We start from the raw sequence: 18,577 nt of genomic DNA, 5'->3' as shown, positions 1-18,577 counted from the left end.
GGCCCGCATCAGATCTTCCCCGACACGTCTTTCTGCACGCGGTTGGCCATGTCGATCAGCCGCCGCCAGGCCTTTTCCAGGAACGACATCACACGGTCGACGTCCTGCTCGCTCGGCAGCGGGATCTCGATCTTGCGCTCGCCCTCGGCGACCTTGGGCTCGGGCTTCCTGAGTGGATCGGATTTCGGCAGCGCCTCGTCGATCTTGCCCGATACCGTTGGCCCCGCCGCGAGCTGTGCCTTCAGCCGCTCGACCTCGGCCTGGAGCCTGCCGATCTCGGCGTCGAGTGCGGTCCGCTCGTCGGGCACCGCGTAGCAGGCCCAACCGGCGCCGTTCCTGGTGCAGGTCGACACCGTGCCGGTGCGCGTGTCGAGCCGCAGCACGCCCTCGGGGATGGGCGTCATGCTGTAGCGGCCATTTTCGCCGTCGGGCGTAGATTGCGCGGCCGCGAGGCCGCCGCTGACTACCATCACCGCGGCCGCCGCCGCGAGCCATGATGTCGTGGATGACGTCGCAGGTCTCATCATTGTCTCCGCCCGGCACTGCTGCGGCTGCGGTTGCAATTCTACACCCCCAGCCGGCAATCCGCCGCCAAAAAGCCGCCCCCGAAATCAACGAACGCGGCGGCTTCTTTGATCCCGCGAGCGCGGCGAAAGGACGGCTGCGTCCGCCGTTCGCAAGCAGACCTGCTGCGGAGCGGCGTCACGCTGTGTGCAGCGCTGCCGTGCGCGTCAATATCATCAAGTGAATCAAATAGATAATCGGAAGGGACGCAATCGTGACTTGGCTTGACTTGATTATAGGCCATCAGTATGGTCCGCGCGGCTTTTGAGGGTGACGGGCGCAATTTCCATTCAGCCGCAGCGTTTCGGGTCTTCGTTGCATGACACAGGGCACGGGACACGGCGAGGATGGAGATCGCGATAGATCGCCCGAGGAAGCCGCGCTTTCCGATCGGCTCGGAAATCTTGATCAGCGGTTGTCCGAATTTCGCGACCGCCGGGCCAAGACCGAGCAACCCGCAGGTGACGATGGAGACAAAGCGGCCAGAGCCTCGGCGATGGCGCTTGGTTTCCGACTATCCTCGGAGTTGATCGCCGGCGTCGCTGTCGGAGCGGGGATTGGCTGGGGGTTCGACCACTTGCTGTCGACGTCGCCTTTCGGATTCATCGCGTTCCTGCTGCTGGGCTTCATCGCCGGCGTGGTGAATGTGGTGAGAACGGCAGGCGCGGGTCCGAACAGGCGCGGTGGTTCGTAATTGGCCTAGCCGGGTTAACTGTCGTGCCGCTCGCCGGCACAGCCGGCCGACCAATCTTCACTGGTCGGCTTGTCCAGCAGACGAGAGATGCCGCGCGGATGAAAATCGACCCGATCCATCAGTTCAACGTCGAACCGCTCTTCACAATCGGCCGTATCGGCGATCACACGATCGCCTTCACCAATGCCTCTCTCTACATGTTCGTCGCGGTGGGGATCATTGCGCTGCTTCTGCTCACCAGCGGCAAGCAGCTGGTTCCGGGGCGTCTGCAGTCGGTGGCCGAGCTCTCCTATGAGTTCGTGGCCAGCATGATCCGCAGCACTGCCGGAGCGGATGGCATGCGGTTCTTCCCGCTGATCTTCTCGCTGTTCATGTTCATCTGCGTCTCGAACCTCGTAGGCATCGTTCCGTACACGTTCACCGTGACGAGCCATCTCATCGTCACTGCGGCGCTGGCGCTGCTGGTGTTCTTCACGGTCCTGATCTACGGCCTCTACAAGAACGGCCTGAAGTTCCTGAAAGTGTTCGTGCCCTCGGGCGTTCCCGGCTACATCCTGCCGCTGGTCATGGCGATCGAGGTGCTGTCGTTCTTCCTGCGGCCGGTCTCGCACAGCGTTCGACTGTTCGCGAACATGCTCGCGGGCCACATCGCGCTGAAGGTGTTCGCCGGCTTCGTTGCCATGCTCGGCGCGTCTCTTGGCGTGGTCGGCTGGATCGGCGGTGTCATGCCGCTGGCGCTCGCCGTCGCGCTCACCGCGCTCGAACTGCTGGTCGCGTTCCTGCAAGCCTATGTGTTTGCGATCTTGACCTGTATCTACCTCAACGACGCCATTCACCCTGGACACTGAGTGATCCGGGTGCTTTTCCACCCACACCTGTCTTTCTTCCAAGGAGTCAAAAATGGATCCGCAAGCAGCTAAGTTTCTCGGCGCGGGCATCGCGTGCATCGGCATGGGCGGCGCCGGCATCGGCGTGGCCTTCATATTCGGCAATTATCTGTCCGCAGCCATGCGCAACCCGGCAGCTGCTCAGGGCCAGTTCGGCAACCTGATCTTCGGCTTCGCCGTGACCGAAGCGCTCGGCATCTTCTCGCTGCTGATCGCTCTGCTGCTGCTGTTCGTCCCGCTCTGAACGCGTTTCGCGCCGCTTCCAGGTGGGAGGCGGCGCGTCTGACAGCAACAGGAGAACTCCATGGCTGAAAGTCATGGCGGCGCCAAAGGTACCGGCGCTCACACGGAGGCCGATGGCGGTCACCACGGCGGTGGCTTTCCGCCTTTCGAGAGCAGCACCTTTGCTTCGCAACTGGTGTCGCTCGCGATCGCCTTCGTCGCGCTGTATCTGATCGTCTCCCGGTTCGCGCTGCCGCGTGTCGGGGGTGCGATCGAGGCGCGTCAGAACAAGATCGAGGGCGATCTCGCCGAAGCGCAGAAGCTGAAGGACCAGTCCGAGGCGGCGCTCAAGGCCTATGAAGGCGAGCTCGCGTCGGCGCGCGCGCGTGCACAGGCGATCGGCAACGAATCCCGCGAGAAGGCGAATGCGCAGGCGGAAGCCGAACGCAAGGCGCTAGAAGAGCAACTGTCCGCCAAGCTCGCCGAGGCGGAGAAGACCATTGCCTCGACCCGCGCGACCGCCATGAGCAACGTCCGCGGCATCGCGGCCGATGCAGCCGGCACCATCGTTCAGCAGCTCACGGGCGTCGTTCCGGATGCAGCGTCGGTCAATGCCGCCGTTGATGCGACCTTGAAGGGTTAGTCTCGATGTTCTTCACACCTGAGTTTTGGGTCGCCGTTGCCTTCGTGATTCTGATGGTGATCTTCGCCTATGTGGGGGTGTTCAAGACGGCGATGTCGGCGCTCGATCATCGCGCCGCTCGTATCAAGGCCGAGCTGGACGAGGCGGCGCGCCTCAAGCAGGAGGCCACCAAGGTGCTCGCCGACTACAAGGCGCGCACTGCCGGTGCCGAGCGCGAGGCCGCCGACATCATCGCCAACGCGAACGCCGAAGCGGAGCGCATCGCAGCAGAGGCCAAGGCGAAATTGGAAGATTTCGTCACCCGCCGCACCAAGACCGCCGAGGGCAAGATCGCACTCGCCGAGGCTCAGGCTCTCGCGGACGTCCGGGCAGCCGCCGCGGAAGCCGCCGTGCAGGCTGCCTCCACGATCCTGTCGCAGTCGGTCAAGGGCCAGATCGCCGACGACCTGCTCGCCAAGGGCATCAACGAAGTCAGGCAGAAGCTGAACTGAGGGATTTGCCTTACCCAATCAAAAAGCCGGCGCGACGAGCGCCGGCTTTTTTGTCTGTCGGGTAACAGCATCCACAAGTGCGGTATCATCACCCACCTTGTGCGCACTTGCGCACTGGGGCGGGTGATCCATTGCGCCGAGGCTTCTCAGTTCAAGCACCGCGGCCTCTGGAATACTGGATTGCCCGCCTTCGCGGGCAATGACAGCTGACATTGCCGCAAGATCTCCCCTACTTCTTCTTCTTCCCTCTCCGCTCCGGCGAGAGCGCCTGCGGGTCGAAGCCGACATAGAAGATGTAGGTATCGGCGACCGCGGGCGCCGGCACCGGATAGGCCAGATCCTCGGCGACGAAGGTGAAGGGCACGCTGCCGCCTTCCGACATCGCCACCGTGGTCCGGTAGGCCTTCGAGGCGATCACCTTCTCGCCGACGCCGCCCTGCACGACGGCGATGCGCAGCGGCACCTCGACGGAGGCAGGCGCCCCGGCGGGGCCGGCGATGACGCGGCCCTGGATGCCGATCCGGGCGGTGATGCCGGCACTGCTGCGCAAGCATTCGCGCGCCATCTTGGTGATCGAGGCCTGGAAGCGGATGTCATTGCCGACCGCCGGCTTGCCGCTGGCGCCGACCGCGTAGGTCGAGGCGCCCGCGCGCACCGTGACCTGGGGGCAATCGAGGTCGTCTTCGGCCGGCTGCCCGGGCGCAGGCGCCGGCTTCGGCTCCGCCGGCTCGTCGGACTTGCCGCCGAACAGGCTCTTGAAGCGGTCGGTCAACGACTGTGCCGCCACCGGCGAGACGGAGGCGAGCCCGACCGATAATGCCAGCACGACCGCTGCGCCCCGCCGCAACCTCGTCCGCGATGACCGAAGCTCCTGCACCATCAACACCCGTACTCCATGACAATGTTCCGGCCGGGTTATATCGCCAATATCGGCGAACCCAAGGCGGCAAAAAGGGATTTGGCTGCATCCATCAGGCTGCTCAGCCGCGGAAGTCCTCGTGCAGCAGGCCGAACAGCAGGTGATCCTGCCAGACCCCGTTGATGCAGAGATAGCGGCGCGCCAAGCCCTCGCGCGAGAAGCCGCACTTCTCCAGCACCCGGATCGACGGCGCATTGGTCGGGATGCAGGCGGCCTCGACCCGGTGCAGATTGAGCTCGCCGAACAGCGTCGGCAGCAGCACTCGCAGTGCGGCCGTCATGTAGCCGCGATGGGCATAAGGCTGGCCGACCCAATAGCCGATGGTGCCGGCCTGCACGATGCCGCGCCGGACATTGGCGAGCGTGATGCCGCCGACCAGGGCACCGTCGAGCTCGCGGAAGATCAGAAAGGGATAGGAGCGGTCCGCGGCAATGTCCTCGGCATAGCGGCGCAGGCGCCGGCGGAAGCCGGAGCGGGTGAGATCGTCGGACGGCCAGATCGGCTCCCAAGGCGTCAGATAGTCGCGGCTGGTCTCGCGCAAATGAGCCCATTGCAGGAAGTCGGACATTTGCGGCGCGCGCAGGAGCAGCCCGTTGCCGCGCGGCGCCAGGGCGGCGGGTCCACTGGATGGCAGGCGAAAGAGGGCCATGGTGATGCTTCCCGGGGCGAGGCCCGCACGCGGCTCTTAGTGCAGCCGCGCCTTGGCGCGCGCCCGTGTCAATCCTTCCGCAAAAGACACCGCCGTGTCCAGACCCCTGCCGCTGCCCAATGCGACGACCGCAGGCCGGCTGCGCGACAGCAGCGCACGGGCCGCGTCCCGGGTCGATTCGATGCTGACGGCGTCGATCCGGGCAACCAGTTCCTGCACTGTCTGCGGCCGCCCGTAGGCCAGCACATGCCGGGCGAGCTGCTCGGCGCGGGAGGAGCAGCTCTCCAGCGCCATCAGCAACCCCGCCTTCATCTGTGCCTTGGCTCGGGCGATCTCGGCGTCGGTCAGCGTCTCCACCGATTCGTTCATGATGTCGACCACGACCTCCATCATCTCCGGCGCGTCGGCGGGATCGGTGCCGGTATAGAGGCCGAAAAAGCCGGTATCGGTGTAGGGGGCGTGGAAGGTGTAGATAGAGTAGCAGAGGCCGCGCTTCTCGCGCACCTCCTGGAACAGGCGCGACGACATTCCGCCGCCGAGGACATTGGTGAAGACCTGCAGCGAGAACAGCGAAGGATCGGTCTGAGGCACCCCCTCGAGCGCCAGCGTCAGATGCGCCTGCTCGAGCTCGCGATGCACCACCTTGGCGCCGCCCTGGCCGAACCGAGCGGCCTGCGGCTTCGGCCCGGGCGTCCCCTCGAAGCTCGCAAACCGCTTTTCGACCTCGGCGACGACCTGGCCGTGATCGACCGCCCCGGCCGCGGCCACCACCATGTCGGGCCCGCGATAATGCGTCGACAGATAGCCGCGCAGCATGTCGCGGTTGAAGGCGCGCAGCGTCTTGGCGGTGCCGAGCAGCGAACGGCCCATCGGCTGGTCGGGATAGCAGAGCTCGTTCAGATGCTCGAACACGACGTCGTCGGGCGTGTCCTGCGCGGCACCGATCTCCTGCACAATGACGTTCTTCTCGCGCTCCAGCTCGTCGGGCTCGAAGGCGGGATTGGCAAGGATGTCGGCGAGCACGTCGAGCGCGAGCGGCACGTCGGCCTTTAGCACCCGCGCGTAATAGGACGTGGTCTCGGTCGAGGTGCCGGCATTGAGGTCGCCGCCGACCGCCTCGATCTCCTCGACGATCTCGCGCGAGGAGCGCCTGGTCGTGCCCTTGAACGCCATGTGTTCCAACAGATGCGAGATGCCGTGCTCGTTCGGCTTCTCGTCGCGTCCGCCGACGCCGGCCCAGACGCCGAGCGCCGCCGTCTCGAGGTGGGGCATCTCGTCGGTGACGACGGTGAGGCCGGAGGCAAGCTTGGACATCTCGACGCTCATCCGGCAACTCCCTGCTTTGCGGCGCGGCTGGCGGACAGCACGAACCGCTCGAGCTCGACCTGATCGTTCTTCATCACCCTCATGTGTTCGGATTTGGTCATCAGGCCGTCGAGCCAGGCCGGCAGTTGCGGCCGCTGGCCGCAAGCCGCCTCGACGGCGTCGGGGAACTTGGCCGGATGGGCGGTGGAGAGCACGATGCTCGGCACCTTCGTATCGGTGGTGTCGCGGTCCGCGACGGCGAGCGCCACGGCGGTATGAGGATCGACCAGCTCGCCTGCTTCGCGCCAGGCGGCGCGGATCGCAGCCGCAGTCTCGGTCTCGTCAGCGCGCCCGGCATCGAACTCCTCGCGGATCGCGGCGAGTGTCGCATCGGGTAGCACGAAGCGGCCGGACTGCTTCAGCTGTTCCATCAGGCGACGCACGCCGGCGCCATCGCGCCGGCCGGCCTCGAACAGCAGCCGTTCGAAGTTCGAGGAGATCTGGATGTCCATCGACGGCGATGCCGTCGCGTGCACCTCACGCACCTCGTAGATGCCGGTCTTCAGCGTGCGCGCCAGGATGTCGTTGACGTTGGCGGCGATGCGCAGGGTGCGCACCGGCAGCCCCATGCGCTTGGCGACGTAGCCGGCGAAGATGTCGCCGAAATTGCCCGTCGGAACGACGAAATCGACCGCGCGCGCCGGAGCACCGACCGCGACGGCGGAGGTGAAATAGTAGACCACCTGCGCGACGATGCGCGCCCAGTTGATGGAATTGACGCCGGAGAGCGAGGTCGCATCGCGGAAGCGATGGTTGTTGAACATTCCCTTCACGAGCGCCTGGCAGTCGTCGAAGGTGCCCTCAATGGCGAGCGCATGGACGTTGGCCGCGCCCGTCGTGGTCATCATCCGCCGCTGCACCTCGGAGATGCGGCCGTGCGGAAACAGCACGATTAGATCGACGTTCTCGAGGCCCGCAAAGGCTTCGACCGCGGCGCCGCCGGTATCGCCTGACGTCGCGACCACGATGGTGGTGCGCTGGCCGCGCTTTTCGAGCACATGGTCCATCAGCCGCGAGATCAGCTGCATCGCCACGTCCTTGAAGGCGAGCGTCGGACCGTGGAACAGCTCCAGCACGAACTGGTGCGGGGACATCTGGCGCAGCGGCACCACCGCAGGATGGCGGAAGGTGGCATAGGCCTCGTTCGCCATGCGCCCGAGCTCGGCGTCGGAAATCTCGCCACCGGCGAAGGGACGAATCACGTCGACCGCGACCTCCCAATAGGGGCGGCCGAAGAAGCCGGCGATCGTCTCGCTCGGAAGCTGTGGCCACACCGCCGGCACATACAGGCCGCCGTCGCGGGCAAGCCCGGTCAGCATCACGTCACAAAAGCCGAGTTCGGGGGCTTCGCCCCGGGTCGAGATATAGCGAGTCAAACTGCCCTCCAAAGGCGGCCGGGCCGGAGCTCGACCCTTAAGCCTTTGATTTTACCTAATTACTTGTCAACAGCCGGTGGCTTTGAACCACCATAGAGTGTTTTGCGGCATCGGGAAACCGCTTCCGGCGTACCCCCTTCGCCCAACGAAAAAGGGCTGCGGCATTGCCGCAGCCCTTCTCTTGGAAGGCCTGTCGTTGTGTGCAGACCAGTTGCCTCGTCGGGGTCGCCGAACCCTCAAAACTGTTCCGGCAAGCTTTCGTCGCCCGTCACGAAATCGTCAAGTCCAAAACCCCGCGCGTGTCGAAAATGTTCCAATTCTTCCCGATCCGGCTCTGGTTCGCTTTTGGCAGTTGCAGCCAAGTCCCGGCCGTGATCCTGACCCTGAACTCCGCTTTTTCCCGAATCAGTCGCGGGAACGAATACAGCCTCGGCCCATTGTGTCGGCGGATGGGTGTCAGCCCGTTGTCCAATGCATTGCCCGGCCAACGGCGGCGTCGATCTGTCGGCCGAACCGCTGCATCCGGAGCAGTCGGTTCGGTCGATGGCGAAAGTCAGTTCATTCCGATTTCCACTGCGATCCGGATCAGGTCGGAATGGTTCTTGGCGCCAAGCTTCTGCTTGAGCAGGGACGTGGTGTTGGCGACCGTCTTGTAGGAGATGCCGAGCGCCTCGGCGACCTCGACGATCTTATCGCCGCGTCCGAGCAAGCGAAGAATTTCGAGCTCCCGCGGCGTCATCTGTGACGCGGGGTTGGCCTTGATCGCCGCGCCGGAAAACGTCACGGCTTCCGCAAGCTGCGGCGAGATGAAATTGTCACCCGCGACCACCTTGCGCACCGCTTTGAGCAGGATCCTGGGATCGTCGCCTTTGGAGACATAGCCCTGCGCCCCGAGCTCGACGGCCCGCACGACGAACGCCGGATCGTCGTTCATGCTGAACATGATGATCTTGGCGTCGGGGTCGTCCTTGCGGATGCGCCGCATCAGCTCGAACCCGGAGACGTCGGGCAGGCTGATGTCGATCACGGTGACGTCGGGCCGCTTGCTGACATAGGCGCGATGCCCGGATTTGGCATCACTCGCCTCGTCAATGCGGATTGAATGGTCGGATGCGAACAGGGTGCGGCAGCCGGACAGCACCACGGGATGGTCGTCGACGATCAGGACCCTCGTCGCCAGCTTGGCGGTATCTTGCATCGCGCACTCTCTTGTTTTTCGACTCATAGCCCGCCGGGAATAAATGGAAAGAGCAAATCCGGCCGATACGCGTTAGAATTGACCTAATGTGGCGACGACTTTCGTTCCGAACGCAATTGTTTCTCCCGCTCGGCGCGAGCCTTCTCGCAGCCCTGATCCTGGGCGGCATATTACTGCAGATATTTGCACCAGGTCAGGTAGCTGATGAACACGAGCCGGCTCGACGCTCGATCCAGACCATCGCCGCCGCGCTCAACAGCACCCTGCGCGCATCGGACAATCCGCAAAAGACCCTCGATGCATTTGTTCAGTCCTTGGACGCCTCCACGGATATTCAATTCCGCCGCATGGACGGAGGTCCCCCGCCTTCTCCGAAAGACTTGCGCAACCTGAAGAAGGTTCCGCAATGGTTCGTCAACCTCATCACCATACCAGAGATGGAAGCGGCGTTTCCGATCGTCATAGACGGCAGACATGTCGGCGATATCGTGTTCTTCCCGGACATATCGGCCGACTTGTTCGAGAAGTGGATCGGCTTCCTTGCGCTGACCAGCCTGGTCGCTGTCCTGATGGTGCTCACCGGCACCGTTGCCTATGTCTTCGCCGGTTCGGCCCTGCGCCCCCTGCAACATCTCGGCGACGGTCTTACGCGGATTCGGCGCGGCGACTACGCAAGGCCGATCCCGGTCGGAGGACCGCCGGAGATCCGGCAGAGCTGCGAGGAAGCCAATGCGCTGGCAGCGACACTGGCGCAACTCAGCCAGGACAATCGCGATCTGATGCACCGCCTGGTGTCGCTGCAGGATGACGAGCGGCGCGATCTCGCCCGCGAACTGCACGACGAGCTCGGGCCCCTCCTCTTCAGCATCCGCGCCGGCACGATCGCGCTGACCGATGCCTCCGAGCCAACGGGACATCTCGGCAATTCGGCACAGGACCTGCTGCAATCGGTCGAGGCCCTGCAGCAGACCAACCGCCGCATCCTCGACCGGCTGCGGCCGCTCTATATCGAGGAGCTCGGCCTTTCGAGGAGCGTGCAAACGCTGCTCCGGAATTTTCGCAAGCAGGCACCTCATATCGTGCTGACGGACGCGATCGATCGCGATCTCAGCGCAATCGGCGGACCGCTGGCGCAGACCGTCTATCGAGTGATCCAGGAGGCACTGACCAACGTGCTGCGACATGCCAACGCGGGCAACGCACATGTGCAGGCGACGGTTGCCGACAAGACGCTCGTCGTCGAGATCTCCGACGATGGCGGCGGTTTCCCTGCGGACAACGTCTTCGGCCGGGGCCTGACCGGCATGCATGAGCGCGTGCGCGCGCTCAGCGGATCGCTATCGCTGTTGCGCGTGGATGACCGAACCTACGTGCGCTGCCGCCTTCCGGCGGAGACGATGCGGGACGTTCCGTCACCAGGCTAATTCAGCAGGCGCAACCATCATGCGCATTCTGTGGCGCCGGTTCGCACAGCGTGCTGCGGATCTTGCCATCCGGGCTGAAGCGGAACGAGGCCTGAATGCGCAGCGCGCCGGCGACGGAATATTCGAGGTGGACGCCGTGGGGCGCGGGATTGATCTCTTCCAGCCCGAACCCCGCCGAGGAGAAGGCGCTGAGCCGCGGCTGCCAATAGGCCTCGATCTCGCTCCGGCCACGAAAGCGCCGCGCGCCGTCGCAGGTGCATTCGAGCTGCGCGTCGTCGGCATAGAGGTCGAGCAGGGCTGTGAGGTCGCCCTTACGGCAGGCATCCACCCAGTCGACGATAATTCCCATCTGGTCGAAATCACTCACGCCGCACCCAATCTGCCGCGGACAATATTGGCGGCTTAGAACCACCCTCGTGAATATGCGCTGAATAATAAACCCCGGGCGATACCGGGTTCCCTCGATGGACCTGCCAATGAGCTCAGCTCTGCCGCCGGCCTCTTGCCCACACGCCGAAGGCGATGAGCACGGCGCCTGCAAGCGTGAACCAGGTGATTGCATATTGCAGATGGTCGTCCTTGAGATTCACCTGGAGCGGTCCCGGACGCGGGATGCCGTTCGCCGGCGCGGGCCGTTCGAGATCGATATAGAACGGCGCAACCGTGCCCCAGCCCAGCACGCTTGCGATTGCCAGATGATCGCGCACGAACCAGAGCCGCTTGCCGCGATTCTCCGCCGGAGTCAGCCAGCTTGGCGCCTCGGGAAAGCGCAGATAGCCGGTGAGCTCAACCGGTTGGCCCGTGACGAGCTTGTTCACCGCGCGATCCTCGACGCCGCGGTCCTGCATCGTGTTCTCGACGAAACCCGCGTCGATCACGACCATCTCGCCGCCGGGAAGCCGCGCCGGCAGGAACGCCCAGGTGCCGGGGCCGGAGGCGTCCTTGCGCACCGCCGAGCCGGAGGAATAGACCATTGCATCGGGGAGGGCTGCGTAGGTCGCGGTGAAGCTGACGCGGCGGAATTCGTCGCGGGCGGGATTGAGCGCGGCCCATTGCGCGGACGGCGGCAGCGCAACCGGCGCGGCCGCAAGCCGCTCGGTGAGCGCCGCAATCAACTCGTGCTTGGCGGTGCGGCGCTGCAGCTGCCAGACACCGAGCGCCACGAACACAGCCGTGAGGAACAGCGTGAACAGCGCGAAGCCGGCCACGGGGGCCTTGCGCGACGCAGGCTCGTTCATTTCGCGCGATCGACCAACCGGCCCGGCGCCGCCTTGTGGTGGAATTGCAGCGCGATCAGCAACGACTTCATCGAGCGCAGCGGCAACAGCGTGGTGGCGAGGATGAGCGGCAGCCAGAGCACCGCATGCAGCCAATATGGCGGCTGGTATTTGACTTCGACGATGAGGGCGCACGCGACGACGATGCCGCCGGCCAGCATGATGATGAAGATCGCCGGGCCGTCGCCGGTATCGATGAAGGCATAGTCGAGCCCGCAACGGTCGCATGCGGGCGCGAGCGTCAGAAAGCCCGCATAAAGCTTGCCCTGGCCGCAGCGCGGGCATTTGCAGGCAAGCCCACGCAGCGCGCTTTGCAGGACGGTGGTTTCGGACGGGGGTGTGCCGGCACTGTCGTTCATGATGGCGGACTCTATCACAGTTTCCGACGAAACTTCCGGCGGCCGGAAAGCGAAAGGGCGGCCCTGCGGCCGCCCTTTCTGATCGGTTCGATCGGGCTCAGTGCGCGGCGCTGGCCATGGTCTCGGCGCCGCGTCCCCAGACGTAGATGCAGAGGAACAGGAACAGCCAGACCACGTCGACGAAGTGCCAGTACCAGGCCGCGAACTCGAAGCCGAGATGCTGCTTCGGCGTGAAGTGACCGGCATAGGCGCGGAACAGGCACACCAGCAGGAAGATGGTGCCGACCAGCACATGGAAGCCGTGGAATCCGGTCGCCATGAAGAACGTCGCGCCGTAGACGTTGCCGCCGAAGGAGAACGCCGCGTGGGCGTACTCATAGGCCTGCACGCAGGTGAAGAGCGCGCCGAGCACGACGGTGAGGATCAGGCCATACTTCAGGCCCTGGCGGTCGTTCTCGAGCAGCGCATGGTGCGCCCAGGTGACGGTGGTGCCTGACGTGAGCAGGATCAGCGTGTTCAGCAGCGGCAGATGCCAGGGATCGAAGGTCTCGATGCCCTTCGGCGGCCAGGTGCCCGGGACCGCGCAGGCGCCGGGCTGCGTGCCGAGGCCGCAACCGAACACCGCATCGCGGGTGGCGTGGACGGCATCGGCCGGAAACAGCGCCGCGTTGAAATAGGCCCAGAACCAGGCGACGAAGAACATCACCTCGGAGGCGATGAACAGGATCATGCCGTAGCGGTGATGCAGCTGCACGACCCGGGTGTGATCGCCCTTGTACTGGGCCTCCTTGATCACGTCGGCCCACCAGCTCGCCATGGTGTAGAGCACGCCCACGGTGCCGACGCCGAATACGATCGGCGCCGCCGAGAACATGTGGTGCATCCAGGCGACCGCGCCGACCGCCATGATGAAGGCCGAGAGCGAGCCGACCGCCGGCCAGGGAGAGGGATCGACCAGGTGATAGTCGTGATGCTTGGTGTGCGCCGTGGCCATTTCCGTCTCTCTCCTCAATCCCGTGCCTGTCCGGCACTTATCCCCTTGCGTCCAACCGCCTGCGCGTGAGCCCTGCGGTCAAAGATTTCCCTTGCGCTTGTCGGCTTCGCCCGATGCCAGCGGTTTCACCACGGGATCGCGCACCGGATAGAACGTGTAGGACAGCGTGATCGTGCTCAGCCCGTCGTTCTCGTGGTCGGCGGCGATCGACGGGTCGACGTAGAACACGACCGGCATCTCGCGCTTCTCACCGGGTGCCATGGTCTGCTCGGTGAAGCAGAAGCAGTTGATCTTCTGGAAATAGGCGCCGACCGTCAGGGGCGCGACGTTATAGGCGGCCTGGCCCGCGGTGGCGCGCGCCGCCTGGTTGGTCACGGTGTAGAAGACGGTCACGACCTGGCCGATATTGACCTCGATCTCGCTCTGCTCCGGCTCGAACTTCCAGGGCAGGCCGGGCGCGACGTTGGAATCGAAGCGCACCGAGATCTTCCGCGCGATCGGGCCCGTGGCCGGCGCAGAGGTCGCCACCTGCGTCGTGCCGTTGAATCCGGTGGCGCGGCAGAACCAATTGTAGAACGGCACCGCCGCGTAGGAGGCGCCGACCATCAGCGCGACCACGCCGCCGCAGATGGACGCGACCACCACATCGCGCCCCAGCCCGCGGCCCTTGCCCACGTTGCGATGGCCCGGCTTGGCGCTGACGTCCTGCGATATGGTGGGCTCGTGATCCATATTTCCTACATCGGCCGCACGAGCACGGCCGGCCCCTTGACCATGGTGACGGCGAAGAACAGCATCACGAGCACGCCGAGCGCCAAAGCGATCGCGATGGAGCGCTGACGACGGCTCTTCCGCTGCGCCTCGGTGAGGACGATTCCTTCCGGCTCGGGTTTGTCGGCCATCGCGGTGATCATGCGCCCCCAACCATCGGAGCAAGCGCCCGGTACACGACCTCGGCCAGCAGGGTCGCAAACAGCGCGAACAGGTACAGGATCGAGAAGGCAAACAGCTTGCGAGTCGCGCGCAGCGACTGGCTGCGCTCGCGGCGCAGATAGACGTTGATGGCGAGCACCAGCATGCCGGCACCGAGGATCAGCGAAACCACGCCGTAGACGGCATCGAAATAGCCGAGCGCCCAGGGCGCGGCGGCGACCGCGATCAGCACGATGGTGTAGAGCAGGATCTGCAGACGCGTGGCGTCGGGACCGGCGACGTTCGGCAGCATCGGAATGCCGGCGCGCGCGTAGTCGTCGGAGCGGAACAGCGCCAGCGCCCAGAAATGCGGCGGGGTCCAGAAGAAGATGATGGCGAACAGCAGCAGCGGCTCGACATCGACCGTGCCCGTCACCGAGGCCCAGGCCACCACCGGCGGCAGCGCACCGGCGGCGCCGCCGATCACGATGTTCTGCGCGGTCCAGCGCTTCAGCCACATCGTGTAGATCACGACGTAGAAGAAGATGGTGAAGGCGAGCAGCGCACCCGCGATCCAGTTGACGAGGATGCCGAGCGTCATCACCGAGAAGAAGGCGAGCGTCATGCCGAACGCCATCGCCTCGGGGCGGGTGATGCGGCCGCGCGGGATCGGCCGGTTCGCCGTGCGCGACATCTTGGCGTCGATGTCGCCTTCGAGCGCCATGTTGAGCGCCCCGGAGGCACCGGCGCCGACGGCAATGCAGAGCAGCGAGGTGATCGCCAGCACCGGGTGGAAATGCCCCGGGGCCATCGCCATCCCGACCAGCGCAGTGAAGATCACCAACGACATCACCCGCGGCTTGAGCAATGCGAGATAATCGCCAACCTCCGCTTCGGAGATGTGGGGATTGATGTCGATGGCGTTGTGGTCGAGGACGGACACTTAGATCTACTCGCTTCGTTACAGCGCCGCGGCGCCCGTCACGGGCGCCGCGGGGGATTGGTTACTGCACGCGCGGCAGCACTTCGAACTGGTGGAAGGGCGGCGGCGAGGACAGCGTCCACTCCAGCGTGGTCGCGCCGGCACCCCAGGGATTGTCGCCTGCCGGCACCCTCTTCATGAAGGCGTCCAGCACGCAGTAGAGGAAGATCAGCACGCCGAAGCCGGAGATGTAGGAGCCGACCGACGAGACCAGGTTCCAGCCCGCGAACGCATCGGGATAGTCGATGTAGCGGCGCGGCATGCCGGACAGGCCGAGGAAGTGCTGCGGGAAGAACACCAGGTTGACGCCGACGAAGGTGACCCAGAAGTGCAGCTTGGCAAGGCCCTCATTGTACATGTAGCCCGACATCTTCGGGAACCAGTAGTACCAGCCGGCGAAGATCGCGAATACCGCGCCGAGCGACAGCACGTAGTGGAAGTGGGCGACGACGTAGTACGTCTCCTGGAGCACCCGATCGACACCCGCGTTCGCCAGCACGACGCCGGTCACGCCGCCGACCGTGAACAGGAAGATGAAGCCCACCGCCCAGATCATCGGCGCGCGGAATTCGATCGAGCCGCCCCACATCGTGGCGATCCAGGAGAAGATCTTCACGCCGGTCGGAACCGCGATGACCATCGTGGCGGCGACGAAATAGGCCTGCGTCGCCGAGGACATGCCGACCGTGTACATGTGGTGCGCCCACACCACGAAGCCGATGCCGCCGATCGCGACCATGGCATAGGCCATGCCGAGATAGCCGAACACGGGCTTGCGCGAGAAGGTCGAGACGATCTGGCTGATCATGCCGAAGCCGGGCAGGATCAGGATGTAGACCTCGGGGTGACCGAAGAACCAGAACAGATGCTGGAACAGCACGGGGTCGCCGCCGCCGTCGGGGGCGAAGAACGTCGTGCCGAAATTGCGGTCGGTGAGCAGCATGGTGATCGCACCGGCGAGCACCGGCAGTGACAACAGCAGCAGGAACACCGTCACCAGGATCGACCACACGAACAGCGGCATCTTGTGCAGGGTCATGCCCGGCGCGCGCATGTTGAAGATGGTGGTGATGAAGTTGATCGCGCCCAGGATCGAGGAAGCACCGGCGAGGTGCAGCGACAGGATCGCGAAGTCAACCGCCGGGCCGGGATGGCCCGAGGTCGACAGCGGCGCGTAGATGGTCCAACCCGCCCCGACGCCGTTGGAGCCCGGCTCGCCCTCGACGAAGGTCGACATCAAGAGCAGCGCGAACGATGCCGGCAGCAGCCAGAACGAGATGTTGTTCATGCGCGGGAACGCCATGTCTGGCGCGCCGATCATCAGCGGCACGAACCAGTTGCCGAAGCCGCCGATCATCGCGGGCATGACCATGAAGAAGATCATGATTAGGCCGTGCGAGGTCACGAACACGTTGTAGGTATGGGCCTCGTGGAAGACCTGCACGCCCGGATACATCAACTCGGCCCGGATCGCGATCGACATCGCCGCACCGATGATGCCGGCGACGACCGCGAAGATCAGGTACATCGTGCCGATGTCCTTGTGATTGGTCGAATAGACGTAGCGCCGCCATCCGGTCGGATGGGCATGCTCGTCATGATGCGCGTGATCGCCGTGTGCCGCTGCGCTCGTTGCCATTTTCAAATCCTGCCTTGCGTCCCATTCGGACCTTTGGAGGTCCCACCCTTATCGCTTTCAGTCCCTCAGGCCGCCCCCGGCGCTTACTGCGTCGGGCCGGCCGCGGAGGCGTAGGTGCTGGTGCCGCCGCTCGCAAATTTCTTCTTCGCCGTCTCGACCCAGGAGGCGAACTCCTGGTCGCTCACCACGCGGATCGCAATCGGCATGAAGGCGTGATCCTTGCCGCACAGTTCCGAGCACTGACCGTAGTACATGCCGGTCTTGGTAGCCTTGAACCAGGTCTCGTTCAGACGGCCGGGAATGGCGTCGATCTTGACGCCGAAAGCCGGCAGCGCGAACGCATGGATGACGTCCGCACCCGTGGTCTGGACGCGAATCACCTTGTTGACCGGCACCACCATCTCGTTGTCGACGCCGAGCAGACGGGGCTGCTTGTCCTGCGCCATCAGCGAATCGAATTCGAACTTGCCGTTATCCGGATAGGCATAGGACCAGTACCACTGCTTGCCGGTCGCCTTCACGGTCAGGTCCGCTTTCGGAATGTCGAGCTCCAGGAACAGCAGCCGGAACGACGGCACCGAAATGCCGACCAGGATCAGCACCGGGACGAGCGTCCAAGCCACCTCGATCAGCGTGTTGTGGGTGGTCCGCGACGGCACCGGATTGGCCTTCGCGTTGAACTTGACGACCACGATCACGAGCAGCGCCAGGACGAACAGCGTGATCAGAGTGATCAGCACGAAGAGGAAGTTATGGAACCAGACGATGTTGTCCATCACCGGGGAACCGGACTGCTGAAGCGTCCACTCCCACGGCGCCGGCTGCCCGAGCTCGGCCAATGCCGCACCACCCGTCGCCAGCGTGACTCCAGTCGCCACCAAGGCGATGGTGGCCAATCCCAGCAATTGCCGGCCCACCCGACCCATCGACATCCTCATGTCGTTCGCGCTCCCCTTCCGAGATCACCCCACGTGCATTCCCCTGCTTGCGGGAAACGCTTATTCGATCCGCCAGTCCGACAAACCGCCACGCAAGAATACCTCTAAGAGGAATTGGGGCCAGATCGCTAGAACGCGAAATCAAGCCTCTCAAACCATAATTCTTGATCTATCGCAATGCAGTCTTGAGCCCCGCCTGCCAGCCATCACCGGCAAGATATTTCCCAGCAAGATCAGACAAAAATACCGTTTCCCGGGACGCTGCGGCTTGACAGCGGAATTGCCCGCGGTAGGCACTGGAAGACTGCCACGCGGCAGCCTGATTCGTGCGGGCAATGGCGGTGTGGGCGGCGCGGAATTTGCTTGGGAATCGCCTTCAAGACGCCGTCATTCCGTATCAGTCCGCCAGATCAGTCCGCCAAGCGCGAGCAACCCAGGCGAGCAGAGGGACCGACCCGATGGGGCTTTCGAGATCGATGGCAAGGCCGGCGAACGGCCTCCCGGCGCTCGCCGGCCTCGTGGCTGCGATGGTCCTGCTGGCGCTGCCGGGGCTCGCCCATGCGCAGGGCGCGGTGCGCTCCGTCCATGGCGACTGGCAGATCCGCTGCGACACCCCGCCCGGCGCCCAGACCGAGCAATGCGCCCTGATCCAGAGCGTGGTGGCCGAAGACCGCTCCAATGCCGGCCTGACCGTGATCGTGCTCAAGACCGCCGACCAGAAGAGCCGGCTGATGCGCGTGGTCGCTCCGCTCGGGGTCCTCTTGCCCTCCGGCCTCGGGCTCAAGCTCGACAACCAGGACGTCGGCCGCGCCGGCTTCGTCCGCTGCCTGCCCAATGGCTGCGTCGCCGAGGTCGTGCTGGAAGACAAGCTGCTCGGCCAGCTCCGCAGCGCCAAGACCGCGACCTTCATCATCTTCGAGACGCCGGAAGAAGGCATCGGCTTCCCGCTCAGCCTGAACGGACTGGGTGAGGGCTATGACAAACTGCCGTAGCAGCGGCTAACCTTGACAATCCTTTTGTTTCCGTAATGTGAGGCTTCGCGCT

General features: G+C 64.7%; 24 protein-coding genes. 7 read left to right on the top strand and 17 right to left on the bottom strand.

The window, feature by feature from the left end:
* Positions 1 to 8: 8 nt before the first annotated feature.
* Together I6F24_RS26205 and I6F24_RS26200 are read right to left on the bottom strand one after the other, a co-directional pair.
* Positions 9 to 524 (bottom strand): hypothetical protein, encoded by a 516-nt coding sequence (locus I6F24_RS26205; RefSeq protein WP_036020619.1) that lies wholly within the window; start codon positions 522 to 524, stop codon positions 9 to 11.
* A gap of 41 nt (positions 525 to 565) precedes the next feature.
* Positions 566 to 808, bottom strand: coding sequence for a hypothetical protein (locus tag I6F24_RS26200; RefSeq protein WP_225152128.1), 243 nt, complete (start codon positions 806 to 808; stop codon positions 566 to 568).
* A 75-nt stretch (positions 809 to 883) separates the two neighbouring features.
* Here I6F24_RS26200 and I6F24_RS26195 point away from each other — a divergent pair, with 75 nt between their 5' ends.
* The 5 genes from I6F24_RS26195 (at position 884) to I6F24_RS26175 (ending at position 3,501) form a co-directional block, all read left to right on the top strand.
* Positions 884 to 1,258 (top strand): AtpZ/AtpI family protein, encoded by a 375-nt coding sequence (locus tag I6F24_RS26195; RefSeq protein WP_035996624.1) that lies wholly within the window; start codon positions 884 to 886, stop codon positions 1,256 to 1,258.
* A gap of 98 nt (positions 1,259 to 1,356) precedes the next feature.
* Complete coding sequence (locus tag I6F24_RS26190) at positions 1,357 to 2,106, top strand: F0F1 ATP synthase subunit A (RefSeq protein WP_035996621.1); 750 nt, start codon at positions 1,357 to 1,359, stop codon at positions 2,104 to 2,106.
* 52 nt (positions 2,107 to 2,158) lie between these two features.
* The gene (locus I6F24_RS26185; protein ID WP_008541273.1) at positions 2,159 to 2,389 is read left to right on the top strand and encodes a F0F1 ATP synthase subunit C; all 231 of its coding nucleotides are present in this window, start codon (positions 2,159 to 2,161) and stop codon (positions 2,387 to 2,389) included.
* Positions 2,390 to 2,449: 60 nt separating this feature from the next.
* Positions 2,450 to 3,010: a F0F1 ATP synthase subunit B gene (locus tag I6F24_RS26180; RefSeq protein ID WP_036040220.1), complete on the top strand. Its 561-nt coding sequence runs from the start codon at positions 2,450 to 2,452 to the stop codon at positions 3,008 to 3,010.
* Between the two features lie 5 nt (positions 3,011 to 3,015).
* Positions 3,016 to 3,501, top strand: a complete 486-nt coding sequence (locus tag I6F24_RS26175; RefSeq protein ID WP_035996616.1) for an ATP F0F1 synthase subunit B — start codon at positions 3,016 to 3,018, stop codon at positions 3,499 to 3,501.
* Positions 3,502 to 3,519: 18 nt separating this feature from the next.
* On the opposite strand, the gene I6F24_RS26170 is transcribed toward I6F24_RS26175, so the two are convergent.
* The 6 genes from I6F24_RS26170 to I6F24_RS26145 form a co-directional block, all read right to left on the bottom strand.
* Entirely contained in the window at positions 3,520 to 3,714 is a 195-nt protein-coding gene (locus I6F24_RS26170; RefSeq protein ID WP_157783945.1) for a hypothetical protein, read from the bottom strand.
* Positions 3,715 to 3,730: 16 nt separating this feature from the next.
* On the bottom strand, positions 3,731 to 4,381 hold the full coding sequence (locus tag I6F24_RS26165; protein WP_225152220.1) for a hypothetical protein: 651 nt from the start codon (positions 4,379 to 4,381) through the stop codon (positions 3,731 to 3,733).
* A 100-nt stretch (positions 4,382 to 4,481) separates the two neighbouring features.
* Complete coding sequence (locus I6F24_RS26160; protein WP_035996611.1) at positions 4,482 to 5,069, bottom strand: GNAT family protein; 588 nt, start codon at positions 5,067 to 5,069, stop codon at positions 4,482 to 4,484.
* A gap of 36 nt (positions 5,070 to 5,105) precedes the next feature.
* A complete protein-coding gene (locus tag I6F24_RS26155; RefSeq protein WP_036040217.1) occupies positions 5,106 to 6,395 on the bottom strand; it encodes a pitrilysin family protein in 1,290 nt (429 codons plus the stop codon).
* Positions 6,392 to 7,810, bottom strand: a complete 1,419-nt coding sequence (gene thrC, locus I6F24_RS26150; RefSeq protein ID WP_036040215.1) for a threonine synthase — start codon at positions 7,808 to 7,810, stop codon at positions 6,392 to 6,394. Before thrC ends, I6F24_RS26155 begins: the two co-directional genes overlap by 4 nt.
* A gap of 553 nt (positions 7,811 to 8,363) precedes the next feature.
* The gene (locus I6F24_RS26145; RefSeq protein WP_028178165.1) at positions 8,364 to 9,008 is read right to left on the bottom strand and encodes a response regulator transcription factor; all 645 of its coding nucleotides are present in this window, start codon (positions 9,006 to 9,008) and stop codon (positions 8,364 to 8,366) included.
* An 86-nt stretch (positions 9,009 to 9,094) separates the two neighbouring features.
* Here I6F24_RS26145 and I6F24_RS26140 point away from each other — a divergent pair, with 86 nt between their 5' ends.
* Entirely contained in the window at positions 9,095 to 10,432 is a 1,338-nt protein-coding gene (locus I6F24_RS26140; protein ID WP_036020569.1) for a histidine kinase, read from the top strand.
* Between the two features lies 1 nt (position 10,433).
* Here the strand turns inward: I6F24_RS26140 and I6F24_RS26135 are convergent, their stop codons facing one another.
* The 9 genes from I6F24_RS26135 to coxB all read right to left on the bottom strand — a co-directional run bounded on the left by I6F24_RS26135 (position 10,434) and on the right by coxB (position 17,533).
* Complete coding sequence (locus tag I6F24_RS26135; RefSeq protein WP_225152126.1) at positions 10,434 to 10,799, bottom strand: nuclear transport factor 2 family protein; 366 nt, start codon at positions 10,797 to 10,799, stop codon at positions 10,434 to 10,436.
* 115 nt (positions 10,800 to 10,914) lie between these two features.
* A complete protein-coding gene (locus tag I6F24_RS26130; protein ID WP_225152124.1) occupies positions 10,915 to 11,670 on the bottom strand; it encodes an SURF1 family cytochrome oxidase biogenesis protein in 756 nt (251 codons plus the stop codon).
* On the bottom strand, positions 11,667 to 12,068 hold the full coding sequence (locus I6F24_RS26125; protein WP_035996593.1) for a DUF983 domain-containing protein: 402 nt from the start codon (positions 12,066 to 12,068) through the stop codon (positions 11,667 to 11,669). Before I6F24_RS26125 ends, I6F24_RS26130 begins: the two co-directional genes overlap by 4 nt.
* 97 nt (positions 12,069 to 12,165) lie before the next feature.
* Positions 12,166 to 13,062 (bottom strand): cytochrome c oxidase subunit 3, encoded by an 897-nt coding sequence (locus I6F24_RS26120; RefSeq protein WP_035996590.1) that lies wholly within the window; start codon positions 13,060 to 13,062, stop codon positions 12,166 to 12,168.
* A 78-nt stretch (positions 13,063 to 13,140) separates the two neighbouring features.
* Positions 13,141 to 13,794 carry a cytochrome c oxidase assembly protein gene (locus tag I6F24_RS26115; protein ID WP_225113005.1) on the bottom strand — a complete coding sequence of 218 codons (654 nt, stop codon included), beginning with the start codon at positions 13,792 to 13,794 and terminating at the stop codon, positions 13,141 to 13,143.
* 5 nt (positions 13,795 to 13,799) lie between these two features.
* Positions 13,800 to 13,976 carry a CoxF protein gene (locus I6F24_RS26110; RefSeq protein ID WP_225152122.1) on the bottom strand — a complete coding sequence of 59 codons (177 nt, stop codon included), beginning with the start codon at positions 13,974 to 13,976 and terminating at the stop codon, positions 13,800 to 13,802.
* Positions 13,973 to 14,917 carry a heme o synthase gene (locus I6F24_RS26105; protein ID WP_035996584.1) on the bottom strand — a complete coding sequence of 315 codons (945 nt, stop codon included), beginning with the start codon at positions 14,915 to 14,917 and terminating at the stop codon, positions 13,973 to 13,975. The genes I6F24_RS26110 and I6F24_RS26105 overlap by 4 nt, the downstream gene beginning before the upstream one ends.
* 61 nt (positions 14,918 to 14,978) lie before the next feature.
* On the bottom strand, positions 14,979 to 16,595 hold the full coding sequence (gene ctaD, locus I6F24_RS26100; protein WP_035996582.1) for a cytochrome c oxidase subunit I: 1,617 nt from the start codon (positions 16,593 to 16,595) through the stop codon (positions 14,979 to 14,981).
* 83 nt (positions 16,596 to 16,678) lie between these two features.
* Positions 16,679 to 17,533 carry a cytochrome c oxidase subunit II gene (coxB, locus tag I6F24_RS26095; RefSeq protein WP_035996579.1) on the bottom strand — a complete coding sequence of 285 codons (855 nt, stop codon included), beginning with the start codon at positions 17,531 to 17,533 and terminating at the stop codon, positions 16,679 to 16,681.
* Between the two features lie 458 nt (positions 17,534 to 17,991).
* On the opposite strand from coxB, the gene I6F24_RS26090 reads away from it, so the two are divergent.
* Positions 17,992 to 18,525 carry an invasion associated locus B family protein gene (locus I6F24_RS26090; RefSeq protein WP_035996576.1) on the top strand — a complete coding sequence of 178 codons (534 nt, stop codon included), beginning with the start codon at positions 17,992 to 17,994 and terminating at the stop codon, positions 18,523 to 18,525.
* Positions 18,526 to 18,577: the final 52 nt, after the last annotated feature.

Origin of the sequence: Bradyrhizobium sp. BRP23 (assembly GCF_020194135.1) — a bacterium.
In the GTDB taxonomy this organism is placed as follows: domain Bacteria; phylum Pseudomonadota; class Alphaproteobacteria; order Rhizobiales; family Xanthobacteraceae; genus Bradyrhizobium; species Bradyrhizobium yuanmingense.
Note: the sequence above shows the minus strand (reverse complement) of the source record. Positions and strands in the feature narration are given on the sequence as shown.

Coding starts and splice junctions, on each gene's coding strand:
- I6F24_RS26205 (WP_036020619.1), bottom strand. CDS start 524: ATGAGACCTGCGACGTCATCCACGACATCATGGCTCGCGGCGGCGGCC.
- I6F24_RS26200 (WP_225152128.1), bottom strand. CDS start 808: ATGGCCTATAATCAAGTCAAGCCAAGTCACGATTGCGTCCCTTCCGAT.
- I6F24_RS26195 (WP_035996624.1), top strand. CDS start 884: ATGACACAGGGCACGGGACACGGCGAGGATGGAGATCGCGATAGATCG.
- I6F24_RS26190 (WP_035996621.1), top strand. CDS start 1,357: ATGAAAATCGACCCGATCCATCAGTTCAACGTCGAACCGCTCTTCACA.
- I6F24_RS26185 (WP_008541273.1), top strand. CDS start 2,159: ATGGATCCGCAAGCAGCTAAGTTTCTCGGCGCGGGCATCGCGTGCATC.
- I6F24_RS26180 (WP_036040220.1), top strand. CDS start 2,450: ATGGCTGAAAGTCATGGCGGCGCCAAAGGTACCGGCGCTCACACGGAG.
- I6F24_RS26175 (WP_035996616.1), top strand. CDS start 3,016: ATGTTCTTCACACCTGAGTTTTGGGTCGCCGTTGCCTTCGTGATTCTG.
- I6F24_RS26170 (WP_157783945.1), bottom strand. CDS start 3,714: ATGTCAGCTGTCATTGCCCGCGAAGGCGGGCAATCCAGTATTCCAGAG.
- I6F24_RS26165 (WP_225152220.1), bottom strand. CDS start 4,381: ATGGTGCAGGAGCTTCGGTCATCGCGGACGAGGTTGCGGCGGGGCGCA.
- I6F24_RS26160 (WP_035996611.1), bottom strand. CDS start 5,069: ATGGCCCTCTTTCGCCTGCCATCCAGTGGACCCGCCGCCCTGGCGCCG.
- I6F24_RS26155 (WP_036040217.1), bottom strand. CDS start 6,395: ATGAGCGTCGAGATGTCCAAGCTTGCCTCCGGCCTCACCGTCGTCACC.
- I6F24_RS26145 (WP_028178165.1), bottom strand. CDS start 9,008: ATGCAAGATACCGCCAAGCTGGCGACGAGGGTCCTGATCGTCGACGAC.
- I6F24_RS26140 (WP_036020569.1), top strand. CDS start 9,095: ATGTGGCGACGACTTTCGTTCCGAACGCAATTGTTTCTCCCGCTCGGC.
- I6F24_RS26130 (WP_225152124.1), bottom strand. CDS start 11,670: ATGAACGAGCCTGCGTCGCGCAAGGCCCCCGTGGCCGGCTTCGCGCTG.
- I6F24_RS26125 (WP_035996593.1), bottom strand. CDS start 12,068: ATGAACGACAGTGCCGGCACACCCCCGTCCGAAACCACCGTCCTGCAA.
- I6F24_RS26120 (WP_035996590.1), bottom strand. CDS start 13,062: ATGGCCACGGCGCACACCAAGCATCACGACTATCACCTGGTCGATCCC.
- I6F24_RS26115 (WP_225113005.1), bottom strand. CDS start 13,794: ATGGATCACGAGCCCACCATATCGCAGGACGTCAGCGCCAAGCCGGGC.
- I6F24_RS26110 (WP_225152122.1), bottom strand. CDS start 13,976: ATGATCACCGCGATGGCCGACAAACCCGAGCCGGAAGGAATCGTCCTC.
- ctaD (WP_035996582.1), bottom strand. CDS start 16,595: ATGGCAACGAGCGCAGCGGCACACGGCGATCACGCGCATCATGACGAG.
- coxB (WP_035996579.1), bottom strand. CDS start 17,533: ATGAGGATGTCGATGGGTCGGGTGGGCCGGCAATTGCTGGGATTGGCC.
- I6F24_RS26090 (WP_035996576.1), top strand. CDS start 17,992: ATGGGGCTTTCGAGATCGATGGCAAGGCCGGCGAACGGCCTCCCGGCG.